This window comes from Paenibacillus nanensis, assembly GCF_003583765.1.
GTDB lineage: Bacteria > Bacillota > Bacilli > Paenibacillales > Paenibacillaceae > Pristimantibacillus > Pristimantibacillus nanensis.
In genome coordinates this window covers 280,570-300,139 of sequence record NZ_QXQA01000004.1, presented here as the reverse complement: position 1 = coordinate 300,139, position 19,570 = coordinate 280,570, and the positions used below count along the sequence as shown (strand labels likewise).

Annotated in this window: 18 protein-coding genes and 1 riboswitch; of the genes, 8 read left to right on the top strand and 10 right to left on the bottom strand. The window is 52.9% G+C overall.

What is annotated here, in order from left to right; genetic code table 11:
* Positions 1-63: 63 nt before the first annotated feature.
* Both D3P08_RS09545 and D3P08_RS09540 read left to right on the top strand, forming a co-directional pair.
* Positions 64-1,017 carry an NAD(P)/FAD-dependent oxidoreductase gene (locus D3P08_RS09545; RefSeq protein ID WP_119599353.1) on the top strand — a complete coding sequence of 318 codons (954 nt, stop codon included), beginning with the start codon at positions 64-66 and terminating at the stop codon, positions 1,015-1,017.
* A 100-nt stretch (positions 1,018-1,117) separates the two neighbouring features.
* The gene (locus tag D3P08_RS09540; protein WP_119599351.1) at positions 1,118-1,408 is read left to right on the top strand and encodes a hypothetical protein; all 291 of its coding nucleotides are present in this window, start codon (positions 1,118-1,120) and stop codon (positions 1,406-1,408) included.
* Positions 1,409-1,491: 83 nt separating this feature from the next.
* Here the strand turns inward: D3P08_RS09540 and D3P08_RS09535 are convergent, their stop codons facing one another.
* The 3 genes from D3P08_RS09535 to pyk all read right to left on the bottom strand — a co-directional run bounded on the left by D3P08_RS09535 (position 1,492) and on the right by pyk (position 4,876).
* Positions 1,492-1,758, bottom strand: coding sequence for a CD3324 family protein (locus D3P08_RS09535; protein WP_119599349.1), 267 nt, complete (start codon positions 1,756-1,758; stop codon positions 1,492-1,494).
* Between the two features lie 487 nt (positions 1,759-2,245).
* A complete protein-coding gene (locus tag D3P08_RS09530; RefSeq protein ID WP_119599347.1) occupies positions 2,246-3,208 on the bottom strand; it encodes an EamA family transporter in 963 nt (320 codons plus the stop codon).
* Positions 3,209-3,292: 84 nt separating this feature from the next.
* Positions 3,293-3,402: riboswitch (purine riboswitch) on the bottom strand.
* Between the two features lie 55 nt (positions 3,403-3,457).
* The gene (pyk, locus tag D3P08_RS09525; RefSeq protein WP_119599345.1) at positions 3,458-4,876 is read right to left on the bottom strand and encodes a pyruvate kinase; all 1,419 of its coding nucleotides are present in this window, start codon (positions 4,874-4,876) and stop codon (positions 3,458-3,460) included.
* 110 nt (positions 4,877-4,986) lie between these two features.
* Between pyk and D3P08_RS09520 the strand changes: the two genes are divergently transcribed.
* Together D3P08_RS09520 and D3P08_RS09515 are read left to right on the top strand one after the other, a co-directional pair.
* Positions 4,987-5,778 (top strand): AraC family transcriptional regulator, encoded by a 792-nt coding sequence (locus D3P08_RS09520; protein ID WP_119599343.1) that lies wholly within the window; start codon positions 4,987-4,989, stop codon positions 5,776-5,778.
* Between the two features lie 68 nt (positions 5,779-5,846).
* On the top strand, positions 5,847-7,898 hold the full coding sequence (locus D3P08_RS09515) for a molybdopterin-containing oxidoreductase family protein (RefSeq protein ID WP_119599341.1): 2,052 nt from the start codon (positions 5,847-5,849) through the stop codon (positions 7,896-7,898).
* A gap of 148 nt (positions 7,899-8,046) precedes the next feature.
* Here D3P08_RS09515 and D3P08_RS09510 read toward each other — a convergent pair whose 3' ends face one another.
* Together D3P08_RS09510 and D3P08_RS09505 are read right to left on the bottom strand one after the other, a co-directional pair.
* Positions 8,047-9,027, bottom strand: a complete 981-nt coding sequence (locus tag D3P08_RS09510) for a 2-hydroxyacid dehydrogenase (protein WP_240647395.1) — start codon at positions 9,025-9,027, stop codon at positions 8,047-8,049.
* Positions 9,028-9,037: 10 nt separating this feature from the next.
* Positions 9,038-10,219, bottom strand: a complete 1,182-nt coding sequence (locus D3P08_RS09505) for a PstS family phosphate ABC transporter substrate-binding protein (RefSeq protein WP_119599337.1) — start codon at positions 10,217-10,219, stop codon at positions 9,038-9,040.
* 186 nt (positions 10,220-10,405) lie between these two features.
* On the opposite strand from D3P08_RS09505, the gene D3P08_RS27265 reads away from it, so the two are divergent.
* On the top strand, positions 10,406-10,564 hold the full coding sequence (locus tag D3P08_RS27265) for a hypothetical protein (protein ID WP_162848412.1): 159 nt from the start codon (positions 10,406-10,408) through the stop codon (positions 10,562-10,564).
* An 83-nt stretch (positions 10,565-10,647) separates the two neighbouring features.
* On the opposite strand, the gene D3P08_RS09500 is transcribed toward D3P08_RS27265, so the two are convergent.
* The 4 genes from D3P08_RS09500 to D3P08_RS09485 are packed head-to-tail and all read right to left on the bottom strand — an operon-like array spanning position 10,648 to position 15,411.
* A complete protein-coding gene (locus D3P08_RS09500) occupies positions 10,648-11,634 on the bottom strand; it encodes a zinc-binding dehydrogenase (RefSeq protein ID WP_119599335.1) in 987 nt (328 codons plus the stop codon).
* Positions 11,635-11,654: 20 nt separating this feature from the next.
* On the bottom strand, positions 11,655-13,490 hold the full coding sequence (locus D3P08_RS09495) for a polysaccharide deacetylase family protein (protein ID WP_119599333.1): 1,836 nt from the start codon (positions 13,488-13,490) through the stop codon (positions 11,655-11,657).
* A 9-nt stretch (positions 13,491-13,499) separates the two neighbouring features.
* Complete coding sequence (locus D3P08_RS09490) at positions 13,500-14,930, bottom strand: MBOAT family O-acyltransferase (protein ID WP_119599332.1); 1,431 nt, start codon at positions 14,928-14,930, stop codon at positions 13,500-13,502.
* A 43-nt stretch (positions 14,931-14,973) separates the two neighbouring features.
* On the bottom strand, positions 14,974-15,411 hold the full coding sequence (locus tag D3P08_RS09485) for a GNAT family N-acetyltransferase (protein ID WP_338068712.1): 438 nt from the start codon (positions 15,409-15,411) through the stop codon (positions 14,974-14,976).
* A 170-nt stretch (positions 15,412-15,581) separates the two neighbouring features.
* Between D3P08_RS09485 and D3P08_RS09480 the strand changes: the two genes are divergently transcribed.
* The 3 genes from D3P08_RS09480 to D3P08_RS09470 all read left to right on the top strand — a co-directional run bounded on the left by D3P08_RS09480 (position 15,582) and on the right by D3P08_RS09470 (position 18,697).
* Positions 15,582-16,553 carry a cation diffusion facilitator family transporter gene (locus D3P08_RS09480; RefSeq protein WP_119599330.1) on the top strand — a complete coding sequence of 324 codons (972 nt, stop codon included), beginning with the start codon at positions 15,582-15,584 and terminating at the stop codon, positions 16,551-16,553.
* Between the two features lie 134 nt (positions 16,554-16,687).
* Positions 16,688-17,488, top strand: coding sequence for a (2Fe-2S)-binding protein (locus tag D3P08_RS09475; RefSeq protein ID WP_119599328.1), 801 nt, complete (start codon positions 16,688-16,690; stop codon positions 17,486-17,488).
* Positions 17,489-17,491: 3 nt separating this feature from the next.
* Positions 17,492-18,697, top strand: a complete 1,206-nt coding sequence (locus tag D3P08_RS09470; protein ID WP_240647393.1) for a chloride channel protein — start codon at positions 17,492-17,494, stop codon at positions 18,695-18,697.
* On the opposite strand, the gene D3P08_RS09465 is transcribed toward D3P08_RS09470, so the two are convergent.
* Positions 18,679-19,557, bottom strand: a complete 879-nt coding sequence (locus D3P08_RS09465; protein ID WP_119599326.1) for a radical SAM/SPASM domain-containing protein — start codon at positions 19,555-19,557, stop codon at positions 18,679-18,681. The two genes, D3P08_RS09470 and D3P08_RS09465, sit on opposite strands and share 19 nt — an antisense overlap.
* Between the last annotated feature and the right edge of the window lie 13 nt (positions 19,558-19,570).

Here is a 19,570-nt window from a genome sequence, read left to right as displayed (position 1 = left end):
ACCGTAATCCTATTGTTGGCAGTTCATTTCGTTAGCTTCATTATAACAGCCAAGCAGTGAACATTGATACTTGTTCTCTTTTCAACCTGGAGGTGGCCCGAACTGAAAACGTGGGATGTAACCATCATCGGCGGCGGACCCGCCGGCTTAAGCGCCGCTATGCTGCTGGGCCGCTCCGTTCGTTCCGTTATTGTGATCGACGAAGGCGAGCCCCGCAACGCCGCTTCGAAAGCGGCGCACGGCTATTTAACGCGAGACGGCATACCCCCTGCCCAATTTCTGCAGCTCGCTCGCGAGAATCTCCAAGCGTATCCGTCAGTCCATTGGCAAAAGGGTACGGCTGTACATGCTGAAATAACCGGCTATGGCTTTGAGACGACGCTTGCGGACGGCCAGACCGTTCAAAGCCGCAAGCTCATCGTCGCATCCGGCATGCGTGATCATCTTCCTCCTATACAAGGACTTCACGAGGCATACGGCCTCTCGATATTCCCATGCCCGTTCTGCGACGGATGGGAGCGCCGCAATGAGCCGCTCGCATTAATCGGCCATGGCCGGAAGACATTCGAATACGTGAAGAAGCTTTATAACTGGAGTAAAGACATTTTCATTTTTACAAACGGTGCGACAGCTTTTGACAGCGATCAGCTTGACGAAATGAGCGCGCGAGGTATTAAAGTGGCCGACGAACGGATTGAGAGGCTGATTTCAGTGGATGGTATGCTGCAAGCTGTCGTTCTCGCTGACGGAACGTCGATTGCGCGAAGCGGCGGCTTTCTTGCGGATACCGGGGCCCGGGAAGCGTCAGACATCCCTGCGCGGCTCGGTGTGCCGGCGGACCAAAACGGCAAATACGAAACGCTCGCCCATGGCAAAACAGCGGTTGACGGCCTTTATATTATCGGCGATGCCAAAAACGGCTTTACAGGCATCGTCGGCGCGGCCAGCGAAGGATACGAAGCGGGCACGGTCCTCGTGCAGGAGCTTGCGTTGGAAGATTGGGATCGTTGTCGATAAGTATTCGCATCGGGCAGTCACGTTGCGACAAACATTTTACAACCGCTCTGTTAGGATGATAGGCATGTCGCCTATTTCTAGCAGAGGAGTGTTTTTTCACATGAGATTGATTATGAACGAGAACTTTCACAACGAAACGATCGCATTCGACGGCTTCAGCTTCAAAAACTGTACCTTCACAAATTGCGTCATCATTATTACGACGCTTGATTTTCATTTCGAGAATTGCACGTTTTACGGTTCAACGCTGCACGTAAGCCAAGATCTTCCGATATTCGAGGTGACGAGCCGGCTTTCGCAATCGAACTATGACACGGAAACGAATTGCTACCGCGACGATTACAAATATCCAAGAACAACCGTGCCGCTTCCGACCACATCGGTTCACTGATGACCATGTAAAAAAGAACCTCCGTCGATGCCTGCCCGGCACTGATGGAGGTTCTTTTGGTTTCCGATCCGTTCGTTTTCTCATTAGCGAGCCTTCACAATAATCTTGCGAATGCTTTCGCTGGATAAGTGATACTTCCGCTCCAGCTCCGCGACGGTCGCGCCGTTGCAATAGTGCTGGAATATCTCTTTATTCCGCTCCGCCAGCAGCTTCCGCGTGCCGCTGACCTCTCCCCAGCTTGCGCGCTGGTTGGATGGCTTCGGGATATAAATCAGGTCGCCTTGAATATATTTTTGCAGCTCCGACAGGAGACTAGGGGGAAGCACGTCTCTTCCATTTTTGTAGTTCACGGTATAGGTCCTCCTCAAATAGGTTCATTCTTTTGGCTTCAGTGACAGCTGCGACTTTCAACTTTACATTTTGCATTGCTTAACGCCTCCCTTTCTTCGAATTTTTATGGGGTGATCCCCGCGCTTCGTATGAAGCATCGCTTTTCCATTATAATGAAATCTTTTTTCGATCACAATCTTTTTTTTGAATGAATATTTTAGCCATTTAAAGCGTGAAAAGAGGCCCGAAGGCCTCTTCTGTAACGGCGGTCTCCGATTAAACGGAGACCACCTCTAGGTTGTGAATCAATCTGATCAGCTCCTTTCCTTCACGTAATGCGTCGGCCCGACATCCTTAGTATAATGCCATTCTGTGGAAAGGTTAAAGGAATAAAACAGGTATAAAATAAACTTTACCAAACTCCCCCATTGCGCGAGCTGCTGGAGCAACGCGGAAATAAAAAAAGCTGCTCCCGCAAGTCCAATCACGGGAACAGCTTATTGCAGCCTAACCTTGCTTCGTCAGTTCTTTTCTGGAGGCGAAACGGTCATATTTTCTCACCAGCTTAATTAATTCCGGATAAGCAACGCCTATAAGCACCAAAATAACGCCTGCCCACTGAAGCCAAGAGACCTCTTCCTGTAGAACAAGGGAGGAGAGCATAACGGCAACCGGCAGCTCCGCCGCGCCTAATATACCGGCCATTCCTTCCCCAATATGCGGAACGCCGTAGGCGAACAGCAGCGGCGGAATAAACGCGCCGAATAAGCCCAAAATCGCGCCGTACAAGAACAGCTCGCTGAACAGCTCGCCGTTCCATAAAAATTCAGGCGTAAAAAGAATAAATACGAGCAGCAGTCCGCCGAGCGTCATCCATTTGCTCCGCGTTGCGGGCGCAGCCTCCGGAACGGCTTTACCGCTGAACAGGATGAACATGGAGTAGCTGATTGCAGCCAGGAATCCAAGCGTGACGCCTAAAAGGTTGAACTTGCCGGTGCCGTTCTCCATGATGCCCGCCGCAAGGAACGTTCCGCTGAATAAGATGACCAGCGTCAGGAAAATAATGCGGTCCGGCCGCTTGCGCTGGCGCACCGATTGAATCAGCACGCCGATCCAAGTGAATTGGAACAGCAGCAGAATCGCAAGCGATGCGGGAATGTACCGAAGCGATTCATAGTACACCAAACCAGTAATCGCCGTTGGAAGTCCTGCCGCCATAAGCAGCAGCTTCTTTTTCCAGGTCAGCTTAACCGCCGCCCCCTGCCCGTCACGCACAGATTTGGTTTTAGCCGCTCGGGCGCTTTTCCTTTCCATTATCGTAGCGAACAGCCAAGAAAGCAGGAAGCCGACAAGCAGCTGGGTGCCGACAACTTCGCCAAGCGTATAACCCTTGCCGTAAGCCAGCACGACGAAGGTCGACAAGATGCCATAGCTGGCCGCGCCTATAAAAACAGACAAAATATACTTCATAATCGTAATTTCACTCCTCTATCATGCTTCATGTCCACCATTCGATCCGAACGCAAAAAAGCTACGGACAACCTATCTGTCTTTGGAAGAAGATAGGTTATTCGTAGCAAGGAAGTAAGGCTTCCCGTAGAGACCCTCACCCTGTGCCTTTTGCCGTTATGTGAGGTTATACGAATGTATGCCAATGTATTCGTTATCGATGAACCTCACCTATTGTGTCACCTTTGCGCTTTCCTGTCAATAGCGTTTCTATTCCATTTGGTGAATTTGGATCAGGTTCGTTGCTCCCGCCCTGCCGCTTGGTACGCCTGCCGAGATGACCACATAATCGCCTTTCGCCACCAGCTCGGTACGGCGCGCGCTCCGGACGGCCGATTGGAACATATCGTCCGTATTGTTATGCGATTCGCCTTTGACCGGAACGACGCCGCGCACAAGCGTTAACCGCTTTAGCACATAATCATGCGCCGTTATCGCGATAATCGGAGCGCTTGGACGGTATTTCGAGACCATACGCGCGGTAAATCCGCTTTCGGTCGGCGTAAGAATCGCTTTGGCGTCCAGCTGCAGCGATGAGCTTACAACCGCTTGGCTGATAACTTCCGTCACCGAGGAGGTAGGTACGGTCAGCTTGCTTTGGAACAGATCGGCGTAGTCGATCGTCGATTCCGTGCGCTGCGCAATCATCGCCATCATACGGACCGATTCAAGCGGGTATTTGCCCGCCGCCGTTTCGCCGGACAGCATGATCGCGTCCGCGCCTTGGAGCACGGCGTTGGCCACGTCGCTGACCTCCGCTCTTGTCGGACGCGGATTCACCTGCATCGAATCCAGCATCTGCGTCGCAACGATAACCGGCTTGCCCGCGAGGTTGCACTTGTCGATCATTTCCTTCTGGATCATCGGCACGTCCTCCGCCGGAATTTCTACGCCGAGATCGCCGCGCGCCACCATGATGCCGTCGGACACTTCGATGATCGCGTCCAGGTTTTCAACGCCCTCTTCATTTTCAATTTTCGAAATAATTTGAATATGACCCGCGCCCGCGTCCTCAAGCAGCTGTCTTACCTGCAAAATATCCTCAGCCTTGCGGACGAACGACACCGCGATCATGTCGACCCCTTCTTCTACGCCGAACGCGATATGCTTAATATCCCGCTCCGTTACCCCCGGCAGCGTCGTCCGGATGCCTGGCAGGTTCACGCCTTTGCGCGGCTTCAGCGGGCCGCCGTTCAGGACGGCGCAATGGATTTCCGTATCTTCAACGCTTTCGACGCGAAGCTCAATCAGACCGTCGTCGATCAGCACTTTGGTTCCTGGCGTTACAACCTTAGGCATGTCCTCATAGTTGACCGCGACGCAAGAGCCCGTGCCTGTAATCGGACGGCTGGTTAAAGTCAGCTTATCGCCCGTCTTCAGCTCGTAGCTGCTTTCTTCTAACGCGCCGATGCGGATTTCCGGTCCTTTTATATCCATCATGACGGCTACAACCTTTGCAGCTTGCGAAGCCGCTTCGCGGACCAGCGCGATGCGCGCGCTATGGTCACTCAGCTCGCCATGCGCCATATTTAACCTTGCAACGTTCATGCCGGCGTTCATCATTTCTTTAAGAATCGATATCGAATTGCTGGATGGTCCCATGGTGCACACAATTTTAGTCAGACTCATGTTATTATCCCTCCGCGTTTCAGTAACTGTGACCATTGTATAGAGAAACGGAGACAACGTACAAACACTATAGTATTATGGATGTACTATAGTAAGATTCGAGGTGTCGTATGCTGTCGGTTCAAAATCTGTTTCTCCGTCAAGGCATGAACTGGTATGAAGAGCATGAAGCGTTCGCGGATACCGCCTATCTCATCATTGTGACGTACGGCAAATGCGTCTATTGGGTTGACGGCCATAAGACTCTTGCAGAAAAAGGCGATTTCCTGTTTGTCCCCCCGGGCGCTCCCTTCTATGGCAAAAGTGTGCCGACCGTGTTTCACGAGCAGTACGTGCTTCAACTGAAACTGACTAATCAAGCATCGGCTTTTGAACGGCTCGCGATGTTTGGCAAAGCCGCCTTTACCCAAGCGAAAGCCGGCTGCTACGAGCTTGTTCTGGAGAGGCTGCGCGGGATTTGGAAGGAATGGCGGGAGAACGTTCCCTGCTCGGACTTGAGAGCGGCGGCGCTTGCGCTTGATGCGCTTGTATTATGGAGCCGGGAGCTTGAGCTTGGGGAGAAAGCGGATATTTCGCTTCAGCATGCCGAACGGATGAAGAGCTATATCCAAGAGCATTACCGATCGAAAATTACGAAGGAGCATCTAGGCGAATGGATTGGAAGAAGTCCGAATCATGCCGCGACGCTTTTTCGGCGGATGACCGGACAGACCATAAGCGAATATGCGCACAGCGTACGTATGCGTACAGCCGCTTACTTGCTTACGGAATCGCTGCTTACCGTGACTGAAATCGCCGAATATTTGGGCTATTCCGACGCGTCATACTTTCAGCGAATCTTCAAACGGACAACAGGACAGTCACCGTCCGAGTATTTAAAAGAAAGACCGATGCAGGTATAATGATTAAGCTATTATTTTTTATAGACAGAAACCTTTTGACCCTACTGGCGAATGGAGTGATCCCCATCATGAAAACATTTCCCGACAACGGCATTGTACGCTCCGTCTGCCCCTTCGACTGTCCCGACACCTGCGGTTTGCATGTAACGATAACAGACGGTAAAGTGACCGCCGTTACCGGCGACCCCGAGCATCCGGTTACGAAGGGCGCGATTTGCAATAAAGTAAGACAGCTGCCTGACCGCGTTCATCATCCGGAACGGCTGCTAACGCCGATGCGCCGTGTCGGACCGAAGGGTACGCTGCAGTTCGAGCCGATCAGCTGGGATGAAGCGTATGACGAAATAACCGGCAAGATGCGATCGATCATCGATACTTACGGCGCTGACGCGATTTTGCCTTACAGCTTCTATGGCAATATGGGTATATTAAACGCGGAAGGCATGGACCGCCGCTTCTTTCATCGTCTGGGCGCAAGCCGCCTGGACCGGACCATCTGCAATGCAGCCGGCTCGAAAGGTTACAGCTATACGATGGGCGGTTCCATCGGCATCGACCCGGAAGAGACGGTGCAGACGAAGCTGTTCCTTATTTGGGGCTGCAATCTTGTATCGACGAACATGCATCAGACGATGCTTGCGAGCGAGGCGCGCAAAAACGGCGCCCGCATTATCCATATCGACGTGCACCGGAACCGCACCTCCGCGTGGGCGGACGACTTTATTTTAATCCGTCCCGGAAGCGACGGTGCGCTGGCGCTCGGCATGATGCATATTCTCATTCGTGACGGTTATGTGAACGAGGCATTTGTGCGCGATTATACGGTAGGCTACGAGCAGCTTGCGGAGCAGGCCGCGGCCTGCACGCCGGAGCTAGCGGCTGAGCTGACGGGCGTGCCTGCCGAAAAAATCGAAGAGCTGGCCGCTTTATACGGCAAGACGACGCCTTCGTTCATTCGAATCGGCAACGGCCTGCAGCATCATGACAATGGCGGTATGATCGTCCGGACGATCTCCTGCCTGCCAGCCCTTACCGGTCAATGGGCGGAAATCGGCGGCGGCGCCATGAAGGGCAACAGCTGGTATTCCCGCATCAACAATGCGGCGTTGGAACGTGAAGATTTGCTGCCGGACCCGTCGGTTCGCACGATCAACATGAATCAGCTCGGCGACGCGTTGACGGAGCTGGATCCTCCGGTAAAAATGCTGTTCGTCTACAACAGCAATCCCGCCGTTGTGGCTCCGGAACAGGAAAAGGTTCGTAAAGGCCTTAGCCGGGACGATTTGTACACCGTAACGCATGATCTATTCTTAACCGACACTTGCAAATATGCCGATCTTGTCCTGCCCGCAACGTCACATATGGAGAACTTGGACTTATACGGTTCCTACTGGCATCTTTATTTGCAATTGGGCAAACCGATCCTGCCTCCTGCCGGACAAAGCAAATCGAATTTCACGCTGTTCAAAGAGCTTGCCTTACGCATGGGCTTTGAACCGGAGTTGTTCGATCTGACGGAGGAGGATATGATACGAGAAGCGCTCGACAGCAAGCTGAATCCTTTGATTGAAGGGATTACGTTTGAGGCGCTGATGGAGAACGATTGGATGAAAGCCGGCGACGGCAGAAGATACCCCATTACCGACCAGCTTCCGACGCCTAGCGGAAAAATCGAGCTGTACTCCAAAGCGATGCTGGAAGCGGGACTGCCCCCGGTTCCTACCTACACGCCGCTTGCAGAACCGGAAACGTATCCGTTCCTGCTGACGACTGGGCCGAATCACAGCTACATTAATTCCACGTTCGGCAATATACCAAAGCTGCGAAAGCTGGAGAAAGGCCCGGTACTTCACATGCATGCGGAGGATGCGTCGCGTCTCGGATTGGCTGACGGAGAGCGCGTTCTCGTCCGCAATGACCGCGGCGAGGCGAAGCTGACGCTGAAGCTTGGCGAGGACGTGCTGCCGGGCGTACTGGTTACGCAGGGCCTTTGGTGGGATGACGAGGAGCGCGGCATGAGCCCGGTCAACGCTTTAACGCCGCAGCGTCTTGCCGACATGGGCGGCGGGGCTACCTTTTTCTCAAATCGCGTTGAAGTTGTCAAGCTTGAAACCATTTAAGCACTTAGGAAGAAGCGCTCGGTCGTCTGGCGCTTCTTTTTAATGTTCTCTAATGCCTACATTCACCCTCTTAACGGCCCCCCTGCTAAAAAAATAGGCTTCGCGCGAGGTCAATCCGACCTGCGCAAAGCCTATTTCTCAAACGATCCTACCCCTTGCGGAACTCCGGCACAAGCTGCGGCGGCGTTTCACCCTGCAGCGCTGTCACCAAATTACGAGCAGCCATCATCGCCATGTCATCCCGCGTCTTCGCCGTCGCCGAACCGATATGCGGCAGCAACAGCGCGTTCGGCAGCTCCGTCAGCGGGTGGCCGGCAGGCAGCGGCTCCTGCTGGAAGACGTCCAGTCCGGCAGCGCGGATGGATCCGTTTTGCAACGCCTCGATTAACGCAGCTTCGTCGACCGTTGCTCCTCGTGACGCGTTAATGAAGATAGCGGAAGTCTTCATAAGCTCAAACTCCCGCTTCCCCATCAGCCCTTTCGTTTGATCGGTGAGCGGCGTCAGCAGCACGACAAAGTCCGATGAAGCGAGCAGCTCGTCCAAACCAAGCCATACCGCGCCATAGCTGTTCTCCGCTTCAGGCTTGCGGCTTCGGTTATAATATTGCACCTTCATGCCAAAGCCAAGCGCCGCTCTTCTTGCGACCGCCTCGCCTATTCGCCCCATTCCGATAATGCCCAGCGTCGCATGATGGACGTCGATGCCGAATAGATTTTCCCCGTCGCCTCGCTGCCATCGCCCGTCCCGCACATACCGGTCCAGCTCCGCAACTCGCCGGGCGCTACCGAGCATCAACGCGAACACGAGGTCCGCAACCGTCTCATCCAGCACCTCCGGTGTATGCGTCCCAATCACGCCGCTTCGCTTCATCGCTTCGATATCGAAATGGTTATACCCTACGCTGATCGTACTGACAACCTTTAGTTGAGGCGCCGCTTCAAGCAGCGTACCGTCGATTCGTCTTCCAGCTGTCAAATAGCCTTCCGCATTCGCCAGACGACGAAACAGTTCGTCTCGCGGAACCGTGTCCTTCTCCTGCCAAATATCCAGCTCGCAGTGCTCCCTTAAATACTCCGCCACATCTGCCGGAATCAAACGATCTGCGAATACAAGCGGTTTTGCAGCCAATCGAAATCCCTCATTTCTCAGGTGATGGTAAAAACAATGGCGTATAGCCCGTTTGCCGGACAAGCTCCTGTCCTTGTCCTGACAGCATCCATTCGATAAAAGGTTCGACATTCGGGTTATCCGTCCCTGCCGTTACCGCATAAAACCTATCGGCTAACGGATAAAGGCCGTTCGCGATATTTTCGCGGCTTGGATAGATGCCGTCTATTGCGAGCAGTTTAATCTTCTTATTCTGTGCCATCTCCGACGCGTAATATAGGAACGTAAATCCGATCGCATTCGGATAGTTCCGGTAATCCGCCGTCTGCTCGATTATGCCCCCCATTCCCGCCACAACGTCTTCTACAGGTGCGTTCATCAATTTTTCACCCTTCATCAGCCGCTGCAGCGCAGATTGGCTTCCGCTGTCCTGCGGCCTCTGGAACGCGCGTATGTCTGCATCCTTGCCGCCGACCTCGGACCAATTCGCGATTCGTCCGGAATAAATTTCGCGAATCTGCTCTAACGACAACTCCTCGACTGGATTACCCGCATGCGTAAAAAATACGAACGCGTCCGCTCCAATCGGCGTCATCTTCAATTCGCGGTCATTCAAGGCTGCCCCCGCCTTCTGCAGCTCGGAAGGCTCGGCCATAAAGACGATATCCGCCTTCCCGTTAACGAGGTTATTGAAAGCTTGGCTCGTCCGGGAAACGATAACCTCGCTTTCATAAGGATCATAAGCTTTTTCCGGATAGACAGCCTGCACAAACGAAGCGTAGAGCGGATATAACGCTGTAGCCCCGTCCAATCTAGGCAAGGAATCCGTCAGCTTTAACGTTGCCGGCATTTCAATCTTGGCAAGCTTATTCGCTTTCGTAAAAGGCTCATACTGCATGAAAGAAACTTCAAACTCTTGTATTTTTTCGAAACGGTTATGATAAGCCTGATTGGCCTCATAAGCGGCAATAGCGCCAATGAATACAAGCGCAAGCATGCCGATCCCGCTCCAATAGATTCTCCGCTTCAGCCGGCGGCCAAGTCCTGCAATGACCGAGATGCTTAATCCGATGCAAAGCCACATCATTAATGAAACATAGAATGGTCCGGCGCCGGAGACAGAAGCAACCAGCATCACGAAACAGCCCGCGACCCAAATAAACACAAGATAAACAAACCCGCGCGTAAGCCTCCCCCACAGCCCTTGATCCATGCCGCTTCATCACTTCGCTTTCTTACGATGTTGTTCCCATCATAAGGAAACGAACCGCGTTCGCCTAGTACTAATTCCATTTAGTACCGCACCGCAGCGGCTCAAGACATTGGCGTGTTTTCCCTCGTTAAACGAAGCCGTTCATGGTTAATCTATAGGTGATCACCTGAAAAGGAGGGGAATCAAATGGGACGACATCGAAATCATAAAAATCCAAGCATGGCCGGCAAAAATGAAGCCTTTTTCACAAGATCCAGCCTCGCTGAAAACGAGGTCGCAGGCACCGTATCCGGGCGCAATCAGAGACAGAAGGGTCACCTCCCGAACAAACCGCCAATCGGCTAATGCACTCATTCCATTGTAATATCGGCGATTAATGAAACTGCCGGCAAGCTCGCAAGGACGAGCTTGAACCGGCAGCTTCCGCATTATTTCATTTGAACAACAATTTTGCCCCTGACATGGCGTTCAGACAGCCGTTTTAACGCGGACGGCACTTCCTCTAGCGTTATCATTTCCTGCTCGAGAGGACGAATACGGCCATCCTCCATCCAGCTTAGGAATTCCTCTGACATACGAGCAATATCCTCCTCCGCTTTCCGGTTGCCGGAGCCCATCGCTCCGCCAAGCATCAGCTTATGCAGCGTAAACGATTTGCTCGACGGCTGGAAATCCGCCACCGTTTCAGGCGCTCCCGCGATACACGCCAGCTGCCCGCCAAAAGCAAGCGCCGACAAATCGTCTTGAGAGGAAGCTCGATTCACGGTATTCAGAATCAAGTCGACGCCCATTCCGTCGGTCAATGCCATTATTCGAGACAGCACATGTTCGACTCGATAATCGATGACGACATCGGCGCCAAGCGATTTTACATAATCGGCGTTAGCTGAAGACGCGGTCGAATAGATCGGTTCAAGACCAAGCGCTTTCGCAATTTGAATCGCATAGCCGCCCACGCCGCCCGCTCCTGCGTGAATCAGAATAGACTGCCCGGCCTCCGCCTTCATCTTGCGGACCAACACTTGATAAGCGGTCAGTCCGGCGCACGGGAACGCCGCAGCGTCCGTGAACGAGATCGACTCTGGCAGAAGAGCCGCCGTATGCGCAGTCGTTACCGCATATTCGGCACATACGCCTTGCTTCGTGAAATCTCGATGAAAGACGATTCGGTCTCCAACCTTCCAGCCTTCAACGCCTTCGCCAATGGCATGGACAATACCTGCTGCGTCTACTCCCGGCACATGCGGATAGGTCCAGGCGGGATGACCGCCTCCCATCACTTTGTAATCCACTGGATTCAAAGATGCCGCTAATACTTCAACCAAAAGCTCGCCCGGTCCCGGCTGGGGCGTTTCCAGCTCCATGACAGCCAGCGTATCGGGGCCGCCCGGCGCATTTTGCGCGATTGCTTTCATGTAGGTTACCCTCCTTATCTTTATTTACCCTGCAAACGGCTGACAAGCGTTTCGCTCGGCACTTCCGGGCCGCCGTTAATGCGCTTAAGCGCAAACAGGGTTCTCGGATCGCCTGCTTTTATTTCACTAATTCCTGAAGTTGTCGTGAGCGTCGCGCGATAGCCCATGTCCTTGAGCAGCTGCTCGGACAGATGGGAGTAAAAACCGAACGGATAGGTGAAGACATTCACTTCATTCCCAAGCCTGGATTCAATTTGCCTCTCCATCAAACCGACATCGGTCTGCAGAGCCAGCGCGTAATCACCGTTCGTTTCATCCGTCATTTGAAGAATGCCGCTTCTTACAGCCGGGTTTTCGGGCTCCGACTCGTGCATATCGAGAGTGTGATTTTGGATATCTATGATGCCCGAATCCTGCATCTCCTTCGCTTGCTCCCACGTAAAATGCGGGTAAAACTGCTTGCCGGGTATTCGGTGTTCCTCGCGGCCAACCGACCAGCCGATGATCGATATCGTCGCTTTGAACCCAAGCTCCTTCAAGACGGGATAGGCGTATTCATAATTGCTGTAATACCCGTCGTCGAATGTAATCGCCAGCGGATTTTCCGGCAGCTCCTTCTTGCCATCCACATAATCGATCAGATCGGAAATAAATACGGTATTGAAGCCTGCGGCTTTGACCGCTTCCATATCGCTTCGGAACTTCGCTACAGGCGTAATAAGCGAGTTCGGCTCATAAGGATCGTCATCGATATGATGATAGACGAGAATCGGAATTTTGACAGCCTCGCTTGCGGCGGCTGCCGGTCTGGTAAAGACGGTCTCCGCATGCTCGCGCACGTTCTCCTTCGTCGTGTAATGGCCAAACCCGCTTGGCACATACACCTCTTGATCTTTGAAAATATACCCTAACATCATGCGGCCGAGCGTATTCCGGTAATGCATCGTATCATAGAAATAGCGCGGATCGCCGCTGACGTTCGTGTAGCCGGAGAAATCCCAGAAGTCGGTGACGTCGGCAAGCTTCGCCCAATACGTCTTCAGAGCCTCCATGTCATAGCTCAGCAGCTCCTGCTCGGAAGTCGCGCCCGTAATAAGCCGAAACGTCGCGCCATGCGCTTCCGTATATTCCTTCATGCGCCTGAGCGATTCGACATTCTGGTCAAGCGCTACGGCTTCAAGCTTCCCGAATGGAGCGAAAGCTTCTTTGTTGGCCGCCATATACGCTTCCAGATTATCGACCGGCTCGGCGTCCCTCTTCACCTTATTATAAACGCCTGTCTCTGGAATAAATTGCGAGTACTCGAATGAATCGATGGCGCGCTTCGCATAGCCCTCCAACTTTCGATACGCGTACGTCGGATTCAGCTTTAGGTAGTCCGTATAAAACTCGAGCTGCGACTCGCCGGATACTTTCGCGTGCAGCGATTGCTTGAAATCGGTCGGCGATTCATTGTAGTGACTGATCTCCTGCAAGCTCATATGCAGCACGATGTTTTTGGGCTTGTAGTTGTCAATTAAGTAATATAGCGTTTTTTCATAATCGTGGAAATCGCCGCCGTACATGAGCATGCTGTAGAAACGGGCGTCGTCCCCGTAATATTCGTTCAGCAGCTCAGGAGAGATGGAGCTCGATTTGGAGCCGCCGATAATGTACGAATTATAGCGGTCATGGTACTGGTCCAGATAGCCGATTTTGGCCACGCGGGGATTGTTCACCATATTGTAAGAGTGCCACTTCAGCACCTTGTCGCCGAACACGCCGAACGGATCGACAATGATATTGAAGCCCGCCACGACTGCCGCAGCAAGTCCGAGCGAAGCGATAAACGCGATCAGCCATTTGCGCAAAGTCATAACGTCACCTCAGAATTGGAAATATAAAAACTTCGATACGGACGTCATCTGCGTTAACGAGACGCCAAGTAAAAACGCGGCGGCAACCGCATGACGGACGCCCGGCTTGAACTCCTGCGTCATCTGCGCGGTGTTCTTGCCGAAGAACGTGATCGCCATACCGATGAGCAGCAGCACAATCGTATACGCGTTGTAGGCCGCGAACGTCGCCAGCTTGTCCACGATCGCAGGTACGTCTAGGCCCTGAAAATCCGAAAAGCTTAACATTTTACGCATAACCTGCAGCGCCTCATTCATGGACTCGGAGACAAACAGGATGCGTGTGCCGATTACGCCTGCAAAGGTCAATCCCCACGCCAGCAGGAACGGAAGCTTCAGCTTATTCCGGTACATGTAGTGGGATGCGCAGACGAAGATGCCGTTAATGAGACCCCATACGATAAACTGCCAGCCCGCGCCATGCCAGAAGCCGGATACAAAAAACGTCATCATGACGGAGAAATAGAAATTGAAGCTGCCGCTGCCTTTCTTATAAAAGCTGCGGAAAATATAGTCGGATAAAAATTTGGAGAGCGTCATATGCCAGCGCTGCCAATATTCCCTGAAATTCCTTGCCTTGTAAGGCGAATTGAAGTTATGCGGGAGACGAATATTGAACAATAGCGCCAGTCCCAGCGCCATATCCGCATATCCCGACAAATCAAAATAATATGAGACCGTATAGCCGACGGAGCCAAGCCAAGCTGTCAGCGTGTCGCCCGCCGCAACGTTGTTGTAGAAAGCGACGGCATAGTCGGTCAGCGGGTCCGCCAGCAAAATCTTTTTGGCGCAGCCGATCGAAAACAGAAACATGCCGAGCATAATATTGGCCGGCTGGAGCTTCAGCATGCTTTTGTCCTGCACTTGCGGGATGATATCGCCATGATGCACGATCGGACCTACAATGAGCTGTGGGAAAAACGTAATGAACATAAAAAAATCGATGATCGGCGTTTCCTTCGTGTACCCTCGATAGCAATCGACCAAATACGCAATAAGCTGGAACGTATAGAACGAAATGCCGAGCGGCAGCACGATCTCGAGCAGCGGGAAGCCTTGGCCGCTGATCAGATTAATATTTTCGATCGCAAAATTCGCATATTTGTAGTAGCCCAGAAAGGCAACGTTCAAAAGCAAGCCCAACGTAAGCAACAGCCTCTTGCTCCATACCGCCTTTTGATGGCCCAGTTTAACGATAAAGGAACCTATCGCGTAATTAATGAATATATCCGCGATAAATAGGACGACAAAGCTGCCGCTGCCTTGCGCGTAGAAGTAGATCGAAGCCATAACAAGCCACAGCTTCGCGATATTCGGCACTTTGGTCAGCGTTAGAAGCCGGTACACGAGAAAAACGATCGGAAGAAAAACAAAAATGAACTTATAGGTAGAGAAAATCAATCGTAAGACCTTCTTTCACTGAAATGCGATCCTTCTCGTATTTCTACTTCTCCAGCTTCTTGATCATCCGCACATGCGGGATGCCGTCTTCCATGAACATGTCGGAATCGGCCGTATAACCCAGCTTCTCGTAAAAGCCTGCCGCATGCGTCTGCGCGTGCAGCTTCGCCTTCTCAAGCCCCATCTCGCTGGCGATCGACTCCAGCTCCGCCATGACGGCCGCGCCTGCCTTATGTTTGCGGAACGGCTGCAGCACACAGATCCGCTCAAGCTTCGCCACCCCGTCAACCTCTCTTACTCTGCCAGCCCCGACAGGTTGTCCATCATATAAGACCAGAACATGCTTTGCAATCGCTTCATGTCCGTCAATTTCGATTTCCGGAGATACGCCCTGCTCGTGGACGAAGACCTCCGTCCGAATGCGATAAGCCTCCTCCAGCTGTTCCTTCGTCTCTACTCGTACTCTTGTTAGCATGGCCATTCGCCACTCCCTTCTTCATATCTTCTTCATTATAATAGCTTCGCCGCCAATTGCCAAAGTTCACTCCAAATCGACATCCCTTTTATCAGAAACAGCCTTCTCATTGAACTCATCCCTTATTAGGAATATAATGACAATCAAACCATCTGAAACGGAGGACATGTAGAACGATGAGCAATTTTTGGGCGCTGATCAAAAAAGGCAACACCTCTTCGGCAACCGCGGCCCTCGGCAACGTTGGTCTCGCTATTATTAAAGGAATCGCCGCCGCCATCAGCGGCAGCGGCACGATGTTTGCGTCCACGATGCATTCCGTCGCGGACGCGGTGAACCAAGGCTTCGTCTTTGTCGGCAGCGTGCTGGCCGAGCGCAAACCGACGCCGAGATTCCCAACCGGATTCGGACGCGTCGTGAACCTGTTCTGTATGATCGCCGTCATTGTGGTCACCATCATGGCTTATGAAACGTTCCATGAAGGCGTTCATCTCCTGAAGCATCCAGCTGAATCCACGAATTTTTGGCTAAACTTTATCGTTTTACTGATCGCTACCGGCGTAGACGGCGCGATCTTAATCAAAGCGATGAAAGAAATTGTAAAAGAAACGCGTTCTGGCGCTAAAGGGTTAGGTATCGTTCCTTCCGCGGTTCGCAACGTCGGGAGAGCAGCGCCGCCTACCCGTCTCGTTTTTTATGAAGATGTCGTTGCCACGCTCGGTCAGCTGTTGGCGCTCTTCGCCATTATATTGGCCGAGTTTACGACCTTCCGAATGATGGACGGGATCGCGTCGATTCTAATCTCATTCCTGATGATCGGCGTCGCTTTTAAGGTCGGCTACGATAACATGGTCGGACTGATCGGCGTTGCCGCGCCGAAGGATGTCGAAGTCAGAATCGGCTCAATGATCTTAGAGGATCCGGATGTGACCGATATCCATAAAATGCGTATTTTGCAGGAAGGCCGCCGATATCATGTCGAAGCCTATGTTGAGCTTAGGAAAGGCCTCTCTCTTGCAGAAGCAACCGAAATTAAGCAGCGCGTGATCGACGCGATGCTGAAAGACCACGATATTGCCGACGTCACTCTCGGCATCATGGACGACAACGGCGAAGTAACGTGGCAGCGCACCGCACCGCAAACCTAAACATTGTCCGCAAGCCTTGCTGCCGCAGCGAGGCTTGCTTTCTTTTGTTCAATTGACAAGGGGAGCAAGCGAGTTCTATAATTACTCTAGCCATTTATTGATAACGATTATCACAAAATCAGAGGAGGCTTCCCATGTCACAAGCGCTTGATTTCTCGCTTGTCAAAATGTTCTACCATATATCTCCGGAAGGCGCGGAGGAAACGCTTTACGAGCTTCCTGCAGAACAGCTGCTTGACCCGAAGCGCGCCGAAGACGTGCTGAACGAAGTCGGTAAGCATTGGAACGCGACCGGCATGGATCTCCCCGCTTCTTTTACGGGAACGACCTTCTTCAATCTCGGGTTTATGAACCTGTTTTTCGGCGCGGCGCATAATCAGATGCTCCGTCTTCCGCTGGATCAATTAACGTTGCAGCTTGAGTGGCATCACGACCATCTCCATATCGGCTACAAAATCAAGGAGCTTGATATGATTCCGCTTCCCGAGCGAGAAGATGAGAGAGCGGCTGTTATCTCCGAAGCGTGGACAACATTTATTAAAGAAACGGCTATTCCCGGCATCGAGTCCATCGCCCGCGCCGGAGGCGTTAAGCCGGATATGATCTGGAACCAATTCGGCGCCCAAATTCATTCGGTGCTTGAATACGTTCGCCAAGAGCTCGGCCGGCCCGAGCTTTCGGACCGGTTGGAGGCCGACTTCAAAGTGATTGAAGCGCTGCCTGCGGAAGTGTTCGAGCGGAGGCGCAATCCTTACGTCCATAAGCCGCGCTACATTGATAATCCTTGGTCGCCGCCGGACGGCAAGTTTATATTGCGTTCCGCCTGCTGCATGTACGACCGCAGGGAGAACGGCGAGAAATGCTATAACTGCCCGCAGATGCTGCCTGCGGAACGAGAGGAACGCCGTCAGCAAGTATTGGCGAGCCAAGCTTAACTTATGATCCGATCCATCCTGCTTAGCTGGCTGAAGCACATATTTATGGCTTTGCCTGCAGGAGCGGCAGCCGGCACCGCGTCGGCTGTTTTTTTATTTAGCTTGGAAGCCGTAACCCAACAGCAGATGCAGCATCGCTGGCTGTTATGGCTTCTCCCTTTGGGCGGCGCCTTTGTCAGCTATATTTATATAGTCTATGGAAAAGAAACCTTACGCGGCAACAATCTGGTCATGGAGCAAGTGCATACCGGCAACGGCAGCGTGCCGCTTCGCATGGCCCCGCTCGTTCTCTTCGGCACGCTTGTCACCCACTTGCTCGGCGGGTCGGCAGGCCGCGAGGGCACGGCCGTGCAGATGAGCGGCAGCTTATCTTCTAGCATAGGCAAGCTGTTCAAGCTGAACCATTGGGACCGGCGCGTCCTGGTCCTGTGCGGAATCGGCGCCGGCTTCAGCTCCGTCTTCGGAACGCCGCTTGCGGGCACCTTGTTCGCGCTTGAAGCCAGCGCGCGCCGCAATATGCGCTACGAGGCACTGATTCCTTGCCTCATAGCAAGCTATACCGGACATTTCGTTACGCTCGCTTGGGGAGCCCGGCACAGCCATTACGAGATGGGGGCTGTTCCCGCCCTCCACCCGGCCGTGCTGCTGAAGGTTGCAGCCGCTGCTGTCGCTTTCGGACTCGCAGCCATGCTGTTCGTAAGGCTGACAGGCAGCCTAAAAAAGCTGTTCGCAAGAGGGCTGAAGAACCCTGCGTTGCGCAGCTTTGTCGGCGGGCTGCTGATTATTGCGCTCGTCTGCGCAATCGGCAGCCGCGATTATTTGGGACTCGGCCTGCCGCTTATGGAACAGGCTTTCCACGAAGCGGTATCGCCGATCGTCTTTCTGCTTAAGACGTTATTTACGTCCGTCACGCTTGGCTCCGGCTTCCTCGGCGGCGAAGTGACGCCGTTATTCGTGATCGGCTCAACGCTCGGAAGCGCGCTGTCGAGCTATCTGTCGCTGTCCGCTCCGTTCCTTGCGGCGCTTGGGCTTGCGTCGGTGTTCGGCGCCGCTTCCAAAACGCCGCTCGCCTGCACGGTGCTTGGCCTGGAGCTGTTCGGTGTCCACGGCGCCTTCTATCTGCTCATCGCCTGCTTCATCAGCGCGCTGGTCTCCGGCCGTACGGGCATCTATGATTCCCATATTCGAACCTATGTGCCGAAGCGTTGACGGTATCCGCATTTGCGGCACAGCTCCTCGACGGCTTCCCTGCGGGAGAAGCCGTCGTAAATCCGTGTCGCCCGCTCTCCCTCGATAATGTCCTCGAACGGCTTCTCGTGAATGTTGCCGAGATTCAGAATCCCTTCCCCATCCAGACAGCACGGGATAACGGTGCCGTCAATGAGCACGCCCGCTTGATTGCGAAGCGCGTAGCAGAACCCTTTCCCGTCATCCTCCGGCTCCTTCAAATCCGGCCATTTAAATTCCGGATCTTGATTCAGATAAATCCGCTCGGCAATCTTCACGCCCGTTCCCGGTTTAAACTTTTCTTCGATTTTATAATCCAGGCCGTACGCCTCTTCAATCATGCTGAGCAGCTCGCGGTTTTTCTCGCGCTGCTTATTCACTTCGTTGTCCATATCCAAATTCCATAGCCGGTACGACACGATAAGATCGCTTGTCTCCGTCGCTTCCTTCACGAACGCCAATATTTCCGCCAAATAAGCCGCTTTGTCCTTCGATCCGGGATGTCCGTCAAAGCTATGCAGCGAAAAGTTGATTTGCCGCAGAGCCGGCTTCCCCAGTAGCTTGGCTTTATTTTTTGTAATTAACGTGCCGTTCGTCGTGATGTTCACCTTAAAGCCTTTCTCATGCGCGATATCCAGCAGCACGTCAATTTTCGGATGCAGCAGCGGCTCGCCTTTGACATGGAAGTATATATAGTCCGTGAACGGCTTGATCTGATCCAGCGTGCTGGTGAAATCCTCAACCGTCACAAACCCTTTTGCGCGTTGAGTCGGCGGACAGAAGACGCATGATAAATTGCAAATGCTTGTTGTTTCGATATAAAACTTTTTGAACCTCTTCATTTTTGTACGCTCC

Coding starts and splice junctions, on each gene's coding strand:
- D3P08_RS09540 (WP_119599351.1), top strand. CDS start 1,118: ATGAGATTGATTATGAACGAGAACTTTCACAACGAAACGATCGCATTC.
- D3P08_RS09530 (WP_119599347.1), bottom strand. CDS start 3,208: ATGAAGTATATTTTGTCTGTTTTTATAGGCGCGGCCAGCTATGGCATC.
- pyk (WP_119599345.1), bottom strand. CDS start 4,876: ATGAGTCTGACTAAAATTGTGTGCACCATGGGACCATCCAGCAATTCG.
- D3P08_RS09520 (WP_119599343.1), top strand. CDS start 4,987: ATGCTGTCGGTTCAAAATCTGTTTCTCCGTCAAGGCATGAACTGGTAT.
- D3P08_RS09515 (WP_119599341.1), top strand. CDS start 5,847: ATGAAAACATTTCCCGACAACGGCATTGTACGCTCCGTCTGCCCCTTC.
- D3P08_RS09505 (WP_119599337.1), bottom strand. CDS start 10,219: ATGGATCAAGGGCTGTGGGGGAGGCTTACGCGCGGGTTTGTTTATCTT.
- D3P08_RS27265 (WP_162848412.1), top strand. CDS start 10,406: ATGGGACGACATCGAAATCATAAAAATCCAAGCATGGCCGGCAAAAAT.
- D3P08_RS09500 (WP_119599335.1), bottom strand. CDS start 11,634: ATGAAAGCAATCGCGCAAAATGCGCCGGGCGGCCCCGATACGCTGGCT.
- D3P08_RS09495 (WP_119599333.1), bottom strand. CDS start 13,490: ATGACTTTGCGCAAATGGCTGATCGCGTTTATCGCTTCGCTCGGACTT.
- D3P08_RS09485 (WP_338068712.1), bottom strand. CDS start 15,411: ATGGCCATGCTAACAAGAGTACGAGTAGAGACGAAGGAACAGCTGGAG.
- D3P08_RS09480 (WP_119599330.1), top strand. CDS start 15,582: ATGAGCAATTTTTGGGCGCTGATCAAAAAAGGCAACACCTCTTCGGCA.
- D3P08_RS09475 (WP_119599328.1), top strand. CDS start 16,688: ATGTCACAAGCGCTTGATTTCTCGCTTGTCAAAATGTTCTACCATATA.
- D3P08_RS09470 (WP_240647393.1), top strand. CDS start 17,492: ATGATCCGATCCATCCTGCTTAGCTGGCTGAAGCACATATTTATGGCT.
- D3P08_RS09465 (WP_119599326.1), bottom strand. CDS start 19,557: ATGAAGAGGTTCAAAAAGTTTTATATCGAAACAACAAGCATTTGCAAT.